Consider the following 17,721-nt stretch of genomic DNA (forward strand, 5'->3'; position numbering starts at 1 on the left):
GCGCGGGGCGGCCGTCGGTCGTCCCGCCCGCCGATGAGTCGGGGCGCCCGCCGGCGTCTTCCCCTGCGTCGACGACGCCGCTGACGAGGAGACCGGACATGCTCGACCTCACGCCCACCGCCCGGACGGTCGCCGGGGTGGTCGCCGGCGTGCGCGACGACCAGCTGGCCGCGCCGACGCCCTGCCCGGACCTGTCGGTCGGGGCGCTCCTGCACCACCTGGAGGGCGTCTGCCTCGGCTTCACGGCGGCGGCGCGCAAGGACCCCGTCGGCGGCAGCGCGGCGCCCGTCGCGGACGCGGCCGAGCTCCGGCCCGGCTGGCGGGACGAGCTCCCCGGGCTGCTGGCCATGGTGGCGGAGGCCTGGCTCGCCCCGGCCGCGTGGGCCGGGCCGACGCGCGTCGGCGGGATCGACCTGCCCGGCGAGGCGGCGGGCGTCTTCGCGCTGGACGAGCTGATGGTGCACGGGTGGGACCTGGCGGCCGCGACCGGGCGGCCGTACCACTGGGACGAGGGGCTGACCGTCGCCCTCCACGCCTTCCTGCAGGGCGCCGTCGAGCCGGACGGGACACCCGGCCTGTTCGGGCCACCGGTGCCGGTGCCGGACGGCGCGCCGCTGGGCGACCGCGTGCTGGGGCTCACCGGGCGCGACCCGCAGTGGCGCCCCGCGGTCGCGCATGCCTGACCGGCTCGGCTCGTCCGGCCTCCGCCGCTTCACCGAGGCCGCCGCCCGCTGCGTCGACGACGGGACGGTCCCCGGCCTCGTCGCGCTCGTCGCCCGCGGGAAGCAGGTGCACGTGGCCACGCCGGGCTCGGTGGCGTACGGCGGGGCACCCGTGCAGCGGGACTCGGTGTTCCGGGCCTCCTCCACGAGCAAGCCGGTGACGGCCGCCGTGGCGCTCGCGCTCGTCGAGGAGGGCCTGCTGGAGCTGGACGCGCCGGTCGAGCGGTGGCTGCCGGAGCTCGCGGGCCGGCGGGTGCTCCGGCGGCCGGACGGGCCGCTGGAGGACACGGTGCCGGCCCACCGCCCCGCGACCGTGCGCGACCTGCTGACGTTCACGGCGGGCTTCGGCCTCACGATGGAGATGTTCGACGGGCCCGAGCCGTGGCCGGTCGTCGCGGCGGCCGACCGGCTGCGGCTCGGCCTGGTCGGCCCGCCCCGGCCGCACGAGCTGCCCGGGCCCGACGAGTGGGTGGCGGCGCTGGGGTCGCTGCCGCTGATGGCGCAGCCCGGTGAGCGCTGGCTCTACAACACCGGGTCGCAAGTATCGGGCGTGCTCGTGTCCCGCGCGGCCGGGGCACCCTTCTCGCAGGTGCTGCGCTCGCGGGTGCTGGGGCCGCTGGGCATGCGGGACACCGCGTTCTGGGCGGCGGACCGGCTGGTGACCGCGTACGAGGACACCGGGGCGGGCCCCGTCGTGTGGGACGCGCCGGACGGCGACTGGGCGCGGCCGCCGGCGTTCGAGGACGGGGCCGGCGGCCTGGTGTCCACGGCCGACGACCTGCTGGCGTTCGCCCGGATGCTGCTGCGCGGCGGCGAGCCCGTGCTCCGCGCTTCCTCGGTGGAGGGGTTGACCCGCGACCAGCTCACCCCGGCGCAACGCGCAAGCGCCGGCGTCTTCCTGGACGGGCGTACGTGGGGGCTGGGCGGGTCGGTCGTGCTCGCGGGCCCGGCCCGGGGGGCGTTCGGGTGGGAGGGCGGGCTGGGCACGTCGTGGCTCGTCGACCGGGCCCGCGACCTCACGGTGATCGTGCTGACCCAGCGGCTGTTCCGGGGGCCGGGCGACTACGCGGTGCACGCCGCGCTGCAGGAGGCGGCGTACTCGGCGGTCGGGTGACCAGCCGTAGCCTGCAGCAGTGGGCGTACTGACGGAGGTCTGCCTCGACGACGTCGACGGCGTGCTGCTCGCCGAGTCGCTGGGCGCGGACCGCGTGGAGCTGTGCGCCGGGCTCGTCGAGGGCGGGACGACGCCGAGCATCGGCACGGTCGCGGTCACCCTGTCGCGGGTCACCCGCATCGGCGTGCAGGTGATGATCCGGCCGCGTGGTGGCGGCTTCGCCTACTCCCCCGCCGAGGTCGACACGATGCTCGCGGACATCGCGGCCGTACGCGCGCTGCCTGTGCCGGCCGGGGTGACCGTCGGCTTCGTGCTCGGTGCGCTCACGCCCGACGGCGCGCTGGACGACCCGACGATGGCCCGTCTCGTCACGGCGTGCGGCGGCGCGCCCGTGACGATGCACAAGGCCTTCGACACGCTGGCCGACCTGCCGGCCGCGCTGGAGCGGCTCGTCGCCCTCGGCGTCACCCGGGTGCTCACGTCGGGCGGCGCGACGTCGTGTGCGGAGGGAGTCGCGGCGCTCGCCGCCCTCGTGCAGCAGGCGGCGGGCCGGATCGGCGTGCTCGCCGGTGGCGGCGTACGCCCGCACAACGTCGCCGACCTGGTCGCCCGCACCGGAGTGCAGGAAGTGCACTTCCGGGCCGCCCTTCCGGTCGGGCCCGCGGCCGGCAGCGCGACCGGCGTCTCCTACGACGCCGGGCCTCGGCTCGCCACCGCCGCCGGCCCGATCCGCGAGATGCTCCGCGCGCTCGACGGGCACTGACGCGCCGCCCGGATCGGCGCAATGCCGCACTCACACCATCGGCCTGCGCCACGATGCGCCATCGGCACGGACCTAGCGGAGGAGTGGGACATCGACCCACAGCGGGTGGCGCGTCAGAGCCACTCCCCGCCGCGCATCACCCGCCGGACCGTCACCGCGTCCGGGTCGAGCACGACGAGGTCGGCGTACGAGCCGGGGCGCAGGTCCCCGACGCCCTCCAGCCCGAGCAGCTCGGCGGGCCGCGACGTGACGGCCGCGAGCGCCTCCTGCAGCGGTACGCCCGACTCGACCACCAGCCGGCGCAGCCCACCCGCAACGGGGGTGGTGCTTCCGGCCAGCGACCCGTCGGCGACGACCCGTGGCACCCCGTCCACGACGTCGACCGCCTGGCCGGCCAGGTCGTACCGGCCGTCCGCCTGCCCGGTCGCCGACATCGCGTCGCTCACGAGGACCACCCGGTCCCCCGCGGCCCGGAGCGCGAGGGTCACGGCGAGCGGGTCCAGGTGCTCGCCGTCGACGACCAGCTCGAGCGTGAGCCGCTCGTCCGTGAGCGCGACACCGGGCAGCGCGGGAGCCCGGTGCGAGAACGGCCCCATCCCGTTGAACAGGTGGGTGACCGCGCGCGCCCCGGCGTCGACGGCGGCAGAAGCGGAACCGGCGTCCGCATCACTGTGCCCCAGCGCGGCGACGACACCCAAGTCGGCGAGGCGGCGTACGGCCTCGAGCCCTCCGGGCAGCTCCGGCGCGAGCGTCACCATCGCCACGGGGCCGGCGGCGAGCAGCCGCTCCAGGTCGTCGGGGGACGGCGGCGCGAGCAGCCGCTCGTCGTGCGCGCCCCTGCGCAGCGGTGAGAGGAAGCGGCCCTCCAGGTGGACTCCCGCGACCACCCGCGAGCGCACGAGCGTGCCGAGCCGCCCCACCTGCCGCTCCATGACCTCCAGCGGCGCCGTCGCGACCGAGGCGACCACCGACGTGGAGCCGGCGCGTGCGTGGAACTCCGCCGCGGCCCGCACGCCGTGCGCGTCCGCGCTTGCGAAGTCCGAGCCCAGCGCCCCGTGGCAGTGCACGTCGACGAAGCCGGGGACGACGACGCCGTCGAGGTGCTCGTCGGCCGCCACCGGGATGCTGCCCTGGCCGAGCGCGGCGACGCGCCCGTCGGTGACGCGCAGCCAGGCGGGCCGCAGGTCCTGCCCGGCGGTGACGACCCGGTCGGCGGTGAGCAGCACGGGTCAGACCTGCCCCGGGGAGAGCACGACCGCACGGGTGAGCGAGCGCGGCCGGTCCGGGTCGAGTCCGAGCGCCTGCGCCTTCGCGACGGCGAGCCGCTGGGCGACGACGAGGTGGGCCAGCGGGTCCAGCTCGCTCGTCACGAGCTCCGCGCCGGTCCGCTCGACGTCGTCGGTCAGCCCGGCGGGCGGCTCACCGAACATCCACACCAGCCGCCCGGCCTCGGCGACCGCGATCGGGCCGTGCCGGTAGTCCATCGCGGGGTACGCCTCGCACCACGACTGCGACGCCTCGCGCGCCTTGAGCGCGGCCTCGTGCGCGAGCCCGACGGTCCAGCCGCGCCCCAGGAACGACACCTGCGTCGCCGGGACCCATCCCGACACCTCGACCGTCAACGCCGCCTCCGCGTCGGCCGCCGCGGCGTCGATCGACTCGCCGAGGGACGCGCGCAGCAGCGCCAGCGTCGTCGTGGCGAACCGGGTCTGGACCACGGACTCCTCGTCGGCGAAGGACAGGTCCACGACGCCTCCCGCCTGCGCGGCCGCGGGCTCGCCGGGGCAAGCAGTGATCACGGTCGCAGGAATCGCGGTTTGCTGGAGCAGGCTGACGATCTCGCTCGTCGTGCCCGAGCGCGTGATGGCGACGAGCCGGTCGTACTCCCGGCCGGTCGGGAACTCCGACCCCGCGAACGCGTCCGTCCAGCCCTGCCCGGCCTGCTCGCGCAGCGCGGCGTAGCTCATCGCCATGAACCAGCTCGTGCCGCACCCGACGACCGCGACGCGCTCCCCGGGCTGCGGCAGGGCCTCGGCGTACGCGGGGGCGAGCCCCGCCGCGCGCCGCCAGCACTCCGGCTGGGCGGCGATCTCGGTCTCGACGAACGTGGCCACGGGCTCCTCCGGTCGGGTCAGGGCTGCTGCGGGCCGGGCGGCAGCCAGCGACGGGTGCGCTCCCGCCAGCCTGCCGCATCGGCGGCGGCCAGTGCGGAGCCCAGCAGCCCGGCGTCGGCGCCGAGCACGGACAGCTCGACCGGCGGCGCGGGCCGCCAGGGCAGCCGCTCCTGCAGCGCGACGGCGAGCGGGCCGAGCAGGGCCGAGCCGGCCCCGCTGAGCCCGCCGGCGAGCGACACCAGAGCCGGGTCCGTCATCAGGACCGCGGCAGCGATCCCGGCCGCCAGGGCGGCCACGGCCTCGGCCCACACCCGGTCGGCGAGTGCGTCGGCGCCGAGGGCCGCCACGATCCCCGGGGTGTCCAGGGCGGGGTCTCCCCCGGCGGCGCGGTAGCGGCGCAGCACGCCCGCCGCCGACGCGTACACCTCCACGCAGCCGCGCGCGCCGCACGCGCAGGGCTCGCCGACCGGGTCGATGCACACGTGCCCGAGCTCGCCCGCGGTCCCGCTGGAGCCGTCGAGCAGCCGGCCCCGCACGATCGAGCGCGCCGCGACGCCCGTCCCGAGAACGACGCAGAGCACGTCCTCGACCCGCCGGCCGGCGCCCAGGCGCAGCTCGGCGGCACACGCGGCGCGGACGTCGTGCTCGATGGCCACCGGGACCCGGAGCAGGTCCGCGAGCTGCGGCCCGAGGGGTACGTCGCGCAGCCCGAGGTTCGCCGCGAACCGCACCACTCCCGCCCCGCTGTCGACGACTCCCGGCACGCCCACCCCGACACCGGCCATGGCAGGAGTCCGCAGCTCGGACACGACGGCGGCGACCGCGTCGGCGACCGGGCTGCCGTCGTGAGGGGTCGACACCGTACGCCGACTCAGGAACCCGCCGTCCGGCGTCACCTGCGCGGCCTTGATCGTGGTGCCGCCCACGTCGACGGCCACGAGCGCAGCCGCCATCAAAACCCCTGGCCGGCGGGCTTGTGCGCCAGCACGAAGCGGTAGTGGTCGAGGTCGCGCAGCCCGGCGGCGGCCTCCTGGTCGATGACCACGGTGACGTGCGGGTGCAGCTGGAGCACCGACGCCGGGCAGCTCGCGGTCACCGGCCCCTCGACGGCGGCGACGACCGCAGCGGCCTTCGCCGCTCCGGTCGCCACGAGCACCAGGTGCCGCGCGTCGCGGATCGTGCCCAGCCCCTGGGTGATCACGTGCCGGGGGACGTCCTCGATGCGGTCGAAGAAGCGGGCGTTGTCCGCGCGCGTGCGCTCGGCGAGGGTCTTCAGCCGGGTGCGGGACGCGAGCGACGAGCCCGGCTCGTTGAAGCCGATGTGGCCGTTCGCGCCGATGCCGAGGATCTGCACGTCGACCGGCCCGTTCTCGCGCAGGGCCGCGTCGTAGCGCCTTGCCTCCTCCAGCGGGTCGGGCGCGCCGCCGTCGGGGCCGTGCACGCGCGCCGGGTCGAGGTCGACCAGGTCCACGAGCTCGTCGCGGATGAAGCGCGCGTAGCTCTGCGGGGAGTCGCGAGCCAGCCCGACGTACTCGTCGAGGAGGAACGCGTCGAGGCCGGCGAGGCTCACCTCGCCGGCCCGGCACCGCCGCCCGAGCTCCCGGTAGGCGGGCAGCGGCGAGGAGCCGGTGGCGAGCCCGAGGACGCGCGCCCCTGACGACACCGCGGCGGCCACGATGTCGGCCACGACCGCGCCGGCCTCGGCCGGGCCGGCCACGGGGACGACCTCCACGGTGCCTCCTCCAGCGGGGGGTCGAGCGCGTCCGGCGCGCTCGGCGGGTCGCCCGAAGAATCGGCCCCTCTCTCGACCCGTGTCAAGCAGTGGAGGAACTCAGCAGCGCGAGCAGGCCCGGCCCGTGACTTTCTCCAACTTCTTGCGGAACGGCCCTCTCCAAGGGCTTTACGAGGTCGTAATCGTCCGGGCATTGACGAGCACTCCGGACTAGCGCAATTGTTCCGGCCATGCCGACCGACTCCGCGACCCGAGGGCAGCAGGCACTGCGGTCGGCGAACCGCGCCCTGCTCCTCTCGGTCCTGCGCGAGGGGCCGGCCAGCCGGGCCGCACTCGCCCGCGCCACGCGGCTGTCCTCCACGACGGTCTCCAGCCTGGTCGCGGAACTGGCCGGGGCCGGGGTCGTCGAGGTGGGCGACGGCGCCGCGGGGACGGGCGCCGGGCGTACCGGCCGCCCGGGGCGGCTGGTCCGGCTCGCCCCCGACCGCGGCGTCGTGATGGGGCTCGACCTGTCCTACGACGGGGTGCGCGGCGCGGTGGGCGACCTCGACCACCGCGTGCTCGCGGAGGCCGAACGGCTCTTCCCGCGTCTGCCCGAGGCCGACGAGGAGGACCTCGGGCCCCTCGGAGGGCTGGTCGCGGAGGTGGTCGCCGAAGCGGTCGCGGCCGCGGGGGTCCCGGTCGAGCGGCTGGCCCGCGTCGTCGTCGGCGTGCCCGGTGTGGTCGACCCGCTCACGGCCTCCGCCGTGTCGACGCGCGCGCCGTGGTGGAGCGGGGTCACGGTCTCGAAGGTCATCGGCGAGGCGCTCGGCCGCGAGCTGCCGGTCTCGGTGGAGAACGACGCCGACCTGCTCACCGTGGGCGAGGCGCAGCACGGCGCCGCCCGCGGGATGGGCGACGTCCTCGGCCTCGACGCGTCCTCGGGCGTCGGGCTCGGGCTCCTGCTCGACGGCCGGCTGCACCGCGGCTTCCGCGGCGGGGCCGGCGAGATCGGGCACGTCCAGGTGGTCGAGGGCGGCGGCTTCTGCGTCTGCGGCAACCGCGGCTGCCTGGAGACCGTCGCCTCGCTCGACCACGTGCTCGGCGAGCTCCGTCCCGTCCACGGCGAACGGGCCGGCACCCGCGAGGACCTCGAGCGGCTCGTGAGCAGCGGGGACCGGGCGGCGGTGCGCGCGGTGAGCGACGCCGGCGCGCTCATCGGCAAGGTCGTCGCCGACGCCTGCACGCTGCTGGCGCCGCAGGCCGTCGTGGTCAGCGGCTCGCTCGCGGCCGGCGGCCCCGTGCTCTGCGAGGCCGTCCGCACCGCGGTCGCCCGACACACGACCCCGCGCTCGGGCCACCCGGTCCAGGTGCTGCAGAACTCCCTCGGCGACCGCGCCGTCGTGCTGGGCGCGCTCGCCCTCGCGGCGGAGGACGCCACCACTTCCTGAACCCGACATCGGGCTTCCGGCCCGCGACAGCAGAGCCAGGCATCCCGTGACAGCTCTTCGACCCTGGAGGACCCCATGACCGACTCCTCGCCCTTGCGCCGCAGAGGCCGCTCCGGGCCGGCGCGCTGGGCCGCGCTGTCCCTGGCCGGCGCCCTGCTGCTGGCCGCGTGCGGCGGCGACGACGGCGACGACAGCGGGGCGGACGGCGCCGCGGCGCCCGCCGCGAGCGCCGGGGCGGACCTGTCGACGACGATCAAGATCCTGGCGCCGAGCTACACCGAGACCTCGCAGGCCGACTGGCAGAAGGTCATCGACGGCTTCAACGGGGAGTACCCGAACGTCACGGTCGAGCTGCAGATCGAGGCCTGGGACGGCTTCACCGACAAGGTGCAGGCGCGCATCCAGGGCCAGGACGCGCCGGACATCCTCAACGACAACAACTTCGCCGACTACGCCAACAGCGACATCCTCTATCCCATCGACGAGGTCATGAGCCCGGAGACGCTGGCGAGCATCGAGCCGGCGCTGCTCAAGAACGGCGTCGGTGAGGACGGCACGCAGTGGGCGGCCCCGGACATCGCGTCCGCGCGGCTCCTGGCCTACAACACCGAGCTGTTCGAGCAGGCGGGCATCACGTCGCCGCCGAAGACGTGGGACGAGCTGCTCGACGCGGCGACCAAGATCTCCGAGCTGGGGGGCGGGGTCTCCGGCTACGGCATGCCGCTGGGGCAGGAGGAGGCGCAGGTCGAGGCCAGCCTCTGGGTGTGGGGCAACGGCGGTGACTGGGTGTCAGGCAGCGACCTGACGGTCGCGTCCGAGCAGAACGTCGCGGCGTTCGAGCAGATGAAGCGGTTCATCGACGCGAAGGCGACGCAGCCCGACCCGGGCGCCAGCAACCGGCAGGCGGTCGCGGACCTGTTCAACCAGGGCAAGCTCGGGATGTACGTCAGCCACCCGGGCCTGCTGGCCGAGACGCGCAGCAAGTTCCCGGACGTGAAGTTCGAGGTCGCGCCGATGCCGACGAAGGACGGGTCCGCGACCGCCAACCTCGGCGTGACGGACTTCATCGAGGCGTTCGACAACGGCGACGAGGACCGCAAGGCGGCGACGAAGGCGTTCCTCGACTACCTGTACCAGCCCGAGGTCTACGGCCCGTGGGCCGCGGGCACCGGCCTGCTGCCCGTGACGAGTGCGGCGATCGCCGAGAAGTCGGCGTCCGACGTGGACAACAAGCCGTTCTACGACGTGCTGTCCACCGTCCGGTTCCTGCCGCAGGGCAACCCCAACTGGACGGCGCTGCAGAACGCGCTGCAGCAGAACGCCGGCCAGATCGCCACCAAGCCCGCTCAGGAGGTCCTGAGCGGCATCGAGGAGCAGGCGAACGCCGGCGGCTGACACCGGCCGTACGGCGCCCGCCCCGGCCTGCGGGGCGGGCGCCGGCCCTCGACCCGCTGGCAGGAACTGGACGACGCAGAACAGGAGGCCCGCCGTGGCCACCACCACCGCCCCGGCACCGTCGACCCTGGGGGCGCGCCCCGGCCGGGCCCGGCGGGCGCCCGGGCACAGCAGCCTCGTCGCCGCGCTGCCCTGGCTGGCACCCGCCCTGCTGCTGATCCTCGGGGTCGTCCTCTATCCCGCCGGCTACATGGTCTACACGTCGTTCCGCAGGTTCAACCGGATCGGCGTGGAGCGCGGGAGCGCAGGCCTGGACAACTACAAGCAGGCCCTGGACTACCCGGGCGTCGACATCGGCCGCGTCTTCCTCAACACCTTCATCTGGGTCGCGGTGGTGACCGTGGTCTCGATCGTCATCTCCCTGTTCCTGGCGCAGTTCCTCAACAAGCAGTTCCGCGGGCGCAAGCTCGTGCGCCTCGCGGTGGTCGTGCCGTGGGCGGCCTCGGTGGTGATGACGACGTCGATCTTCTTCTACGGGCTCAACCCCGACTACGGCATCATCAACCGCTTCCTCGTCGACATCGGGATCCTCGACGCGCCCTACGGCTTCACCAAGAGCGCGGTCCCGGCGTTCTGCACGGCCATGGTGGTGGCGGTCTTCGTCTCGCTGCCCTTCACCACGTACACAATCCTGTCGGGGCTGCAAGGGGTGCCGGACGACGTGATCGAGGCGGCCTACATGGACGGCGCGTCCGCCTGGCAGCGCTACACCAAGGTGATCCTGCCGATGCTGCGGCCGGCCATCAGCATCGCGACGCTCATCATGATTATCAACGTCTTCAACTCGCTGCCGATCCTGCAGATCCTCGTCGAGGCCCCCGGCTACGACGCGGACATCACGACGACGTTGATCTTCAAGTACAAGACAGTGCTCGGGCCGGGCGTGGCCTCTGCCCTGTCGGTCGTGAACTTCCTCGTCGTCATGACCGTGATCGCCGTCTACCTGGCCGTGCTGCGGCCCACGAAGGACCGCTGATGTCCGTCGCCGAGCCCGGCCTGCGCCCCACCGTCGCCGAGGCGGGGCTGTCCACCGCCGACTCCCCCCGCCGCCGCCGGCCCTCCCGCGGGACGGGCATCCACCGGCGGCCCAACCCGTGGCTCATGCTGCTGGGCGCGGTCGTCGTCGTGACGGTCTTCGTCCTGCCCTACGCGATCATGTTCATCGGCTCGTTGAAGAGCCAGGCCGACATCACCCGCATCCCGCCGCCCTACATCGGCGACGCCGTGCACTTCGACAACTACCGGACCATGTGGTCGTCGAGCGTGCACCCGGGAGACGGCCTCACCGCGACCGTCGTCATCTCGGTCGTCGCGACGGCGGTCGTCCTGCTCGTCGCGACGCCCGCGGCGTGGTTCACCGCCCGCTACACGTTCCCCGGGCGCACCGTCTTCCTCGCGCTCGTCCTCGTCGTGCAGATGCTCCAGCCGACCGTGCTCGCCGTGGGCCTGTTCCGCGAGTTCCTGCAGCTCGGGCTGAACGACACCTGGATCGCGATGATCCTGGTGAACTCGGCCTTCAACCTGACCTTCGCCGTCTGGATCATGCAGGCGTTCTTCGCCTCGATCCCGCGTGAGGTCGACGAGGCCGCCGCGCTCGACGGGGCGAGCAAGCTGCAGATCCTCACGCGGGTCTCGCTGCCGCTGGTCTGGCCGGGCATCGTGACCGCGCTGATCTACGTGTTCGTGGCCGCGTGGAACGAGTACGCCGCCGCCTCGATCATCATGACGTCCAACGACCTGCAGCCGCTGACCGTCGCGCTGCCCCGGTTCTTCGGGCTCTACGCCGCTCAGTGGCACTACATCTTCGGGGTGTCGCTCGTGGCGATCGTCCCCGTCGTCGTCCTGTTCGCGCTCATCGAGAAGAGGCTGGCCGGCGGGCTCACCGCCGGCTCGGTCAAGTAGGTCCGGCACACTTTCCGACCGGGGGCGCTCCGCCCCCGGCCCAGGTCCGGCGTGGCACCCCGTCGGCGCGCCCGCGGCGACGGCCCGTTCTGCGATCCTGGAGGTCTCTCGTGAGAATGCCGTTGGTCCCGCACACAATGCCGCAGCGCAGATCCCGGATGCTGACTGCCGTCGTCGCCGCATCGCTCGGGGCCGCCTCGCTGTCCGCCGCCGGCGTCACCGCGGTCGGCACGCCGGCGCGGGCAGCCGTGGCGCCCGTGACCGCCCCGCAGGTCATCCCGCTGCCGCAGTCGCTCTCCCTGCGCGAGGGGAGCTTCACCCTCACCGCCGGCACGCGCATCGTCTCCGCGAGCGGAGCGCTCCCGGTGGCCCAACAGCTGGCGGACGTGCTCCGCCCGTCGACCGGGTACGCCCTGCCGGTGTCGACCGGCGCCCCCGCCGCCGGCACGCTCGCGCTCGCCCTCGACGGCCCGGCGTCACTCGGCGACGAGGGCTACACGCTCGACGCCGGCGCCGGCGGGGTCGTCATCCGCGCGCACACCGCCCACGGCGCGTTCAACGGCGTGCAGACCCTGCGCCAGCTGCTGCCGGCGTGGGTCGAGAGCCCGACCGTGCAGCCGGGCCCGTGGACGGTGCCGGGGGTGGCGATCAGCGACACGCCGCGCTTCGGCTACCGCGGCGCGATGCTCGACATCGCCCGGCACTTCCAGACCGTCGACACGGTGAAGCAAATCATCGACGACATCGCGGCGTACAAGATCAACACGCTCCATCTGCACCTGGCCGACGACCAGGGCTGGCGCATCGCGATCGAGGGCCGCCCCGAGCTCACCACCATCGGCGCGCAGTTCGGGATCGACAACTCCCCCGGCGGCTACTGGACGCAGGCGCAGTACGTCGAGGTCGTGCAGTACGCCGCGAGCCGCTTCGTCACCATCGTGCCGGAGATCGACACCCCGGGGCACACGAACGCGGCGATCATGTCGTACGCCGACATCCACCCGGACATCAACTGCAGCGCGAACAAGCCGCCGAAGTGGAACCTCACCGGCGACGTCGGCTACAGCGCGCTCTGCCCGGACAGCCCGAACACCTGGGCGCTGCTCACCGACGTCATCAACCAGCTCAGCGCGCTGACGCCCGGGCCGTACTACCACATCGGCGGCGACGAGGTCCCGACGACGATCCTCACCCAGCAGCAGTACGCCGACTTCATCAACCGGGAGGCGCCGATCGTCGGCGCGGCCGGCAAGATCGTCATGGGCTGGAACGAGATCTCCGAAGGCGACTTCGGGCGACCGGGGATGCCGCAGGGCGTCGTGCAGTTCTGGGGCACCGGCGGCACGGGCTCGGGCGGCGACTCCGCGCGGCGTGCCGTGCAGAAGGGGATGAAGGTCGTGATGTCCCCGGCCGACCGCGCCTACGTCGACCAGAAGTACGTGACGACGCGGACGACCAACCCGAACGGGCCGGTCACGCCCATCGGGCTCAACTGGGCCTGCCCGCGCGGCTGCGACGTCGACACGGCCTACAACTGGGACCCCGCGACGCTCGTCCCGGCGCGCACGACGTCGACCGGGGAGCAGCTGCCGGCCGTCACCGAGTCCGACGTGATCGGCGTCGAGGGCGCGCTGTGGTCCGAGACCGTCAAGAACCTCTCGGACGCCGAGTACCTCTACTTCCCGCGGCTGCCCGCCATCGCCGAGCTGGGCTGGTCCCCGGCGAGCGGGCCGGGGCGTACCTTCGACGAGTTCAAGGTCCGCCTCGCCGCGCAGGGCGCACGCTGGACCGCGGCGGGCGTCAACTTCTACCCCTCCCCGCTGGTCCCGTGGCGGGCCGACCTCGCCGCGGCGGACGTCAACGTCACGAACACCTACCCGTACTCGGTCTCCGGAGCCCTGGCGACGATCGCGCTGCCGCTGCTGACCGGCACGGCGACGGCGACGGTCGACTGGGGAGACGGCACCACGTCCGCCGCGACCCTGACCGGGACTCCCGGCGTCTACGCCGACACGACCGCACCGCGCGTGAACTCGCTCTGGACCGCGTCCGGCAGCCACACCTACGCCGGGCCCGGCCACTACACCGTGACGGTGACCGTGACCTCGGGCGCGACGACGCAGTCGGTGAGCTTCGAGGTGACCGCGGCGAGCATCGCGGAGGTACGCGGCGAGCTCGCGTCGCTGCGGGCGTCCGGCGACGTCGTGGCCAGCACCTACCGCGACCTGCTCGACGTGGTCGCGATGGCGCAGGCCGCCGAGAGCGCCGCCGACTCCGCGTCGGTGAGCACGTACGTCGGACAGCTGCGCAGCGCGATCCTGGCCCTACGCCCGGCCAAGGTCAGCGCCGAGGGGAAGGCGTCCCTGCTCGACCTGCTCGCGCAGTGGCCTCCGGCCGCGGGGGCCGCCCGCCCGGCGGCCTGAGCCGCGCTGCCCGCCCCGCCCCGCCACCGGTCCGCCGGTGGCGGGGCGCAGCGCTACGACGCGGGCAGCGAGTTGTGCTTGAACAACGCCTTCCGGGCCGCCTTCGCGACCGACTTGTCCTCGAGGAGGACCCCCAGCCCCTCGAGGACGGGCGCCGTCTCCGGGTGACGGACGCGCCACAGCCGCTCGATGACCTCCTCGACGGGCAGCGGCGCGCAGAGCGCGTCGAGCAGCCCGCGCAGCCCGTCGAACGGCTCCATCAACATCGCGGCGTGCAGCCGCTCGACGAGCTCGCCCTCCTCCCCCGCGGCCCAGGGGCGCGGCGGGTCGAGCCGCTCGCGGAGCCGCCACACCTGCACGAAGGGGCGCAGCTCGGGCTGCCCGGCGAGGGTGCCGACGGCCTCGACCGTGTCCGCGCTCGAGGCGTCGAGGACGCCGAGCACGAGGGACGCCGCCACCTGCCTCGCCACCGGGTCCATCACGGTGACGGCCTCGACGAGCTGGGCGGCGGCGTCCTCGCCGTTGCCCTCGACCCAGACCCGGAGCTCGTGGCGGGCGAAGTCGAAGGGAACGTCGAGCAGTGTGGCGAGCACGTCCGGCGCGCCGGCCGCGACGAGCGCGGCGGCGGCGCCGGCGTCCACCCGGTCGATGCCCGACGCACCGAGCGGGCTGAGGGAGACCCGGCCGTGCACGGGCAGCCGCTCCCCGACGCGGTCGACGTCCCGGTCGATCTGCTGCGACTGCTGCAGCGTCTGCCGGGCGTCCTCGTCCGGCTGCAGGGCCCCCAGCTCGACCAGGCGCCGGACGCCGCGGACGACGTCCTGGCGCGCCGACTCCTTCTCGTCCGGCAGGGTGGCCGGGTCCATGGCGTCGAGGTCCTCCGCGGAGTACAGCTCCTCCCAGGCCCGCTCGGCGGCCTCGTCCAGGTCGACGGGGCCGTGCGCGGCCAGGTCGAGCACGAGGGCGGCCAGCGAGGCGTCGGCGACCTTCGCGTACGCCCGGACGCCCTCGCTGTTGAGGCGGTAGTGGTGACCGGTCGGGCCGACGGTGAACAGCATGGCGACGAGCAGGTCGAGCCAGGCCACCTTCGGTGACCGATACGCCGGCGCGGCCCGGGCCAGCGAGCCGTCCACGACCTCGATTAGCCCGGCCGCGAGCGCGAGCCGGTACGTGAGGTCGACCTCGTCGAGCTCGTAGCTCTCCTTCGCCTCGACGCTCCCGTCCTCGTACGTCTCCTCGAGCGGCTCGCCCGTCTCCAGGAGCTCGTTGAGGGCGCGCGCGTCGTCCAGGCTCAGGCCGCCGTCCGCGGTCAGCGGCCGGCCGCCCCCGACGTAGTCGAGGAAGGCCGTGACCCGCCGCAGCCAGAGCGAGGACAGGGCTGCCGCCTCGAGCGGATCGTCGACGGGAGGAGTGCTGGTCATGGCGGTGACGGTAGCCGCCGCCGCGGGAAGCCCGCCCCGGGGCCGCTATCAACCGGGGTTGACAGCTTGGGACGCATCAACCTAGGTTGATAGCCATGGCTGAGGCGATCCAGGTCCCACCGGTCGAGGACACCGAAGCGGCCCTCGCCGCCGTGGTCGCGCTGCGCCGGCTGGCCAACCAGCTCGAGTCCGCCGCCGTGGCCCACGCCATCGGCGCGGGCTGGACCTGGGCCGAGGTGGGCCAGGCGCTCGGCATCAGCCCACAGGCCGCCCACAAGAAGCTCGCCCCACTGCTGCCGGAGCCCTCACCCCGCTCCCGCACCCGATCCCGCACCCGATCCCGCAAGGAGAAGCAATGAGCATTCGCGACAAGGTCGCCGACGCCACCACGATCTCCGCCCTGCTCACGGGCGCCGAGCAGGAGGCACTGGCCGTTGGGGACGAGCTTCCCGGCGTCGAGCACCTGGTGCTGGCGGCGCTCGGCCTGCCGGACGGGACGGCCGCCACGGCGTTCGGCCGCCTGGGCGTCTCCCCCGACGCCTTCCGCACGGCCGTGGCACAGGTGCACGCCGAGGCCCTCGCCACAGTGGGCGTAGCCGCGCCGGATGCCGGCCCGTCGGTACGCCGCGTGGGGCCGCGGTCGTTCCGGGCCAGCGCCACGGCGGACGAGACGTTCCGGAACGCCACTGCCCTGAAGCAGGATTCCGGAGCTGGGCGACTGCTCGGGGCCCACGTGGTCGCGGCTGCCTGCGAGCAGGAGCGCGGCACGTTCCCCCGCGCGCTTCAGGCGCTGAATGTGGGCCGGGCCGAGCTGCGGGCGGCGGCTGTGACCGAGGCGCGGCGGTAGCACCGCGGGCCGCGCGCGGGTTTGCGGCCGGGCACCGCCGGACACCAACCGGAGAGCATGCTCCACCTGGAGCACGTTCTCCGGAAGGAGGGGCCGTGGCCACCGCAGACCGACCGCTGCGGCGGGACGCCGAGCGCAACCGGGAGCGCATCCTGGGTGAGGCGCGGCGGCTCGTCGCGCACTCCGGGCTCGGCGTCAGCCACGACGAGATCGCGCGGGCGGCGGAGGTCGGCGTGGGAACGGTCTACCGCCGGTTCCCGCGCAAGGAGGTGCTGCTCGAGGAGCTCTTCGCCGCGCAGCTCGACACCGTCGCCGAGCTGGCCGAGGGGGCGGCCGCGCACGACTCGGCGTGGGACGGGCTCTGCGAGTTCCTGGAGCACGTGCTGCGCATGCAGGCGGCCGACCGTGGCTTGCGCGAGCTGCTGAACGGGTCTGCGCACGCGCCGGCCCTGGCCCGCCGGGCCCGGGAGCGGATCGCGCCGCTCGTGGGCGCAGTGCTCCGCCGCGCCCAGGACGAGGGGGACGTCAGGGCGGACGTCGAGGTCACGGACGTCGCCCTGATCCCGCTGATGACCTCGGCCGTGGTCGCGCCCGGCGGGCTCGACGCCGGCCGGCGCGCGCTCGCCCTGCTGCTGGCGGGCCTGCGCCGCGTACCGGATGACCAACCTCCGCTTCCCGCGTCTGCGCTGTCGCCCGCCCGGCTCGACGCCGTCCTCGGCGGCGAGCCCACTCTCCCTTCCTGACTCCCCCTGGAGCTCGACCGTCCCGGCCGAGCCCTGCCCGCCAAGCGGAGAGCCCTCTCCGCAATGAAGGAGCACGTCATGTCCGACACCCAGACCGTGCTGCTGGCCGGTGCGACCGGAATGCTCGGCGGCCGCATCGCCCATCACCTGCTGGCCAACGGGGACGCCGGGCTTCGCCTGCTCGTACGCCCCGGCGCCGCCGCGGACCCCCGCAAGCGCCAGGCGCTCGACCCGCTCGCGGCCGCCGGCGCGACGATCACCGAAGCGGACCTCACCGACGCCGGCTCGCTGGCCCGCGCCTGCGCCGGCATCGACGTCGTCGTGTCAGCGGTGCAGGGCGGCCGCGGCGTCGTCGTCGACGGCCAGGCCGCGCTGGCCCGGGCCGCCGCGGCTGCCCGAGCGCGCCGCATGCTGCCGTCCGACTTCGCGCTGGACCTCTTCGCGGTGCCGGCGGGCGAGGTCGCGTCCTACGACGTGCGGCGGGAGGCGGACGAGCTCATCGCACAGACCGGCCTCGAGACCGTCCACGTGCTCAACGGCGCGTTCCTCGACATGTTCGTCGAGCCGCGTGGCGCGCTGGAGCTCGACGATCGGGCGGGGACGGCGACGTTCTGGGGCACGGGCGAGGAGCAGTTCGAGGCGACGACCGTGGACGACACCGCGGCCTACGCGGCGCTCGCGGCCCTGGACCGTGACCTGCCACCTGGCAAGCTCGCGGTCGCCGGCGACCGGCCGAGCGCGCTGTCGATGCTCGCGGCGCAGGAGCGGGCGACCGGCCGGACGTACCGGCGGGTTAGCCGCGGCAGCGTCGAACAGCTGCAGGAGCAGGCCGCCCAGGCCCGCAGCCGCGACCCGTGGTCGATGGAGGCGGTCGTCGGCGGCTACCTCGTCTGCATGCTCACCGGGCAGGCCGCGCTGACCGACCTGCAGAACGCGCGCTACCCGCAGGTGCGGCCGCGGACGTACGACGAGCTGCTCGGCCTTCCGGGCGCGGCCTGACATCGGTGCGGCCCGTTCCGCCGTTCGGCCGCGCGGAGCGCCGCTGCCTTGCTTCG

General features: G+C 74.6%; 17 protein-coding genes. 12 read left to right on the forward strand and 5 right to left on the reverse strand.

All coding sequences use genetic code 11. The annotated features are described in order from the left end of the window. The first annotated feature begins 98 nt into the window (after positions 1-98). The 3 genes from G9H72_RS04385 to G9H72_RS04395 are packed head-to-tail and all read left to right on the forward strand — an operon-like array spanning position 99 to position 2,599. Positions 99-683: a TIGR03086 family metal-binding protein gene (locus tag G9H72_RS04385; RefSeq protein ID WP_166168096.1), complete on the forward strand. Its 585-nt coding sequence runs from the start codon at positions 99-101 to the stop codon at positions 681-683. Then, positions 676-1,836, forward strand: a complete 1,161-nt coding sequence (locus tag G9H72_RS04390) for a serine hydrolase domain-containing protein (RefSeq protein ID WP_166168100.1) — start codon at positions 676-678, stop codon at positions 1,834-1,836. The genes G9H72_RS04385 and G9H72_RS04390 overlap by 8 nt, the downstream gene beginning before the upstream one ends. Positions 1,837-1,855: 19 nt before the next feature. Beyond that, positions 1,856-2,599: a copper homeostasis protein CutC gene (locus G9H72_RS04395; RefSeq protein ID WP_331271976.1), complete on the forward strand. Its 744-nt coding sequence runs from the start codon at positions 1,856-1,858 to the stop codon at positions 2,597-2,599. A 113-nt stretch (positions 2,600-2,712) separates the two neighbouring features. Here the strand turns inward: G9H72_RS04395 and G9H72_RS04400 are convergent, their stop codons facing one another. Genes G9H72_RS04400 through G9H72_RS04415 form a run of 4 tightly spaced genes read right to left on the reverse strand, consistent with a single transcriptional unit; the run spans position 2,713 to position 6,445 of the window. Continuing rightward, positions 2,713-3,825, reverse strand: a complete 1,113-nt coding sequence (locus G9H72_RS04400; RefSeq protein WP_166168103.1) for an N-acetylglucosamine-6-phosphate deacetylase — start codon at positions 3,823-3,825, stop codon at positions 2,713-2,715. A 3-nt stretch (positions 3,826-3,828) separates the two neighbouring features. Continuing rightward, positions 3,829-4,713, reverse strand: a complete 885-nt coding sequence (locus tag G9H72_RS04405; protein WP_166168109.1) for an SIS domain-containing protein — start codon at positions 4,711-4,713, stop codon at positions 3,829-3,831. Between the two features lie 17 nt (positions 4,714-4,730). Next, the gene (locus G9H72_RS04410; RefSeq protein ID WP_166168114.1) at positions 4,731-5,666 is read right to left on the reverse strand and encodes an ROK family protein; all 936 of its coding nucleotides are present in this window, start codon (positions 5,664-5,666) and stop codon (positions 4,731-4,733) included. Beyond that, entirely contained in the window at positions 5,666-6,445 is a 780-nt protein-coding gene (locus tag G9H72_RS04415) for a glucosamine-6-phosphate deaminase (protein WP_166168120.1), read from the reverse strand. Before G9H72_RS04415 ends, G9H72_RS04410 begins: the two co-directional genes overlap by 1 nt. Before the next feature lie 230 nt (positions 6,446-6,675). Here G9H72_RS04415 and G9H72_RS04420 point away from each other — a divergent pair, with 230 nt between their 5' ends. The 5 genes from G9H72_RS04420 to G9H72_RS04440 all read left to right on the forward strand — a co-directional run bounded on the left by G9H72_RS04420 (position 6,676) and on the right by G9H72_RS04440 (position 13,655). Further along, positions 6,676-7,875, forward strand: a complete 1,200-nt coding sequence (locus tag G9H72_RS04420; RefSeq protein ID WP_166168125.1) for an ROK family transcriptional regulator — start codon at positions 6,676-6,678, stop codon at positions 7,873-7,875. A gap of 75 nt (positions 7,876-7,950) precedes the next feature. Further along, positions 7,951-9,270: an extracellular solute-binding protein gene (locus G9H72_RS04425; protein WP_166168149.1), complete on the forward strand. Its 1,320-nt coding sequence runs from the start codon at positions 7,951-7,953 to the stop codon at positions 9,268-9,270. Positions 9,271-9,364: 94 nt separating this feature from the next. After that, a complete protein-coding gene (locus G9H72_RS04430) occupies positions 9,365-10,306 on the forward strand; it encodes a carbohydrate ABC transporter permease (RefSeq protein WP_331271977.1) in 942 nt (313 codons plus the stop codon). Continuing rightward, positions 10,306-11,232, forward strand: a complete 927-nt coding sequence (locus G9H72_RS04435) for a carbohydrate ABC transporter permease (RefSeq protein ID WP_231126425.1) — start codon at positions 10,306-10,308, stop codon at positions 11,230-11,232. The genes G9H72_RS04430 and G9H72_RS04435 overlap by 1 nt, the downstream gene beginning before the upstream one ends. 158 nt (positions 11,233-11,390) lie before the next feature. Continuing rightward, positions 11,391-13,655, forward strand: coding sequence for a family 20 glycosylhydrolase (locus G9H72_RS04440; protein ID WP_166168152.1), 2,265 nt, complete (start codon positions 11,391-11,393; stop codon positions 13,653-13,655). A 53-nt stretch (positions 13,656-13,708) separates the two neighbouring features. Here G9H72_RS04440 and G9H72_RS04445 read toward each other — a convergent pair whose 3' ends face one another. Continuing rightward, entirely contained in the window at positions 13,709-15,076 is a 1,368-nt protein-coding gene (locus G9H72_RS04445) for a hypothetical protein (protein ID WP_166168155.1), read from the reverse strand. Between the two features lie 95 nt (positions 15,077-15,171). Between G9H72_RS04445 and G9H72_RS04450 the strand changes: the two genes are divergently transcribed. From G9H72_RS04450 to G9H72_RS04465, 4 genes are all read left to right on the forward strand, one after another. Next, positions 15,172-15,435 carry a helix-turn-helix domain-containing protein gene (locus G9H72_RS04450; protein ID WP_166168157.1) on the forward strand — a complete coding sequence of 88 codons (264 nt, stop codon included), beginning with the start codon at positions 15,172-15,174 and terminating at the stop codon, positions 15,433-15,435. After that, positions 15,432-15,923 carry a Clp protease N-terminal domain-containing protein gene (locus G9H72_RS04455; RefSeq protein ID WP_166168160.1) on the forward strand — a complete coding sequence of 164 codons (492 nt, stop codon included), beginning with the start codon at positions 15,432-15,434 and terminating at the stop codon, positions 15,921-15,923. The genes G9H72_RS04450 and G9H72_RS04455 overlap by 4 nt, the downstream gene beginning before the upstream one ends. 95 nt (positions 15,924-16,018) lie before the next feature. Next, complete coding sequence (locus tag G9H72_RS04460) at positions 16,019-16,666, forward strand: TetR/AcrR family transcriptional regulator (protein WP_166168163.1); 648 nt, start codon at positions 16,019-16,021, stop codon at positions 16,664-16,666. A 78-nt stretch (positions 16,667-16,744) separates the two neighbouring features. Further along, a complete protein-coding gene (locus G9H72_RS04465) occupies positions 16,745-17,665 on the forward strand; it encodes an NmrA family NAD(P)-binding protein (protein ID WP_166168166.1) in 921 nt (306 codons plus the stop codon). The last annotated feature ends 56 nt before the right edge of the window (positions 17,666-17,721 follow it).

It is taken from the genome of Motilibacter aurantiacus (genome assembly GCF_011250645.1).
Taxonomy (GTDB): Bacteria; Actinomycetota; Actinomycetes; order Motilibacterales; family Motilibacteraceae; genus Motilibacter_A; species Motilibacter_A aurantiacus.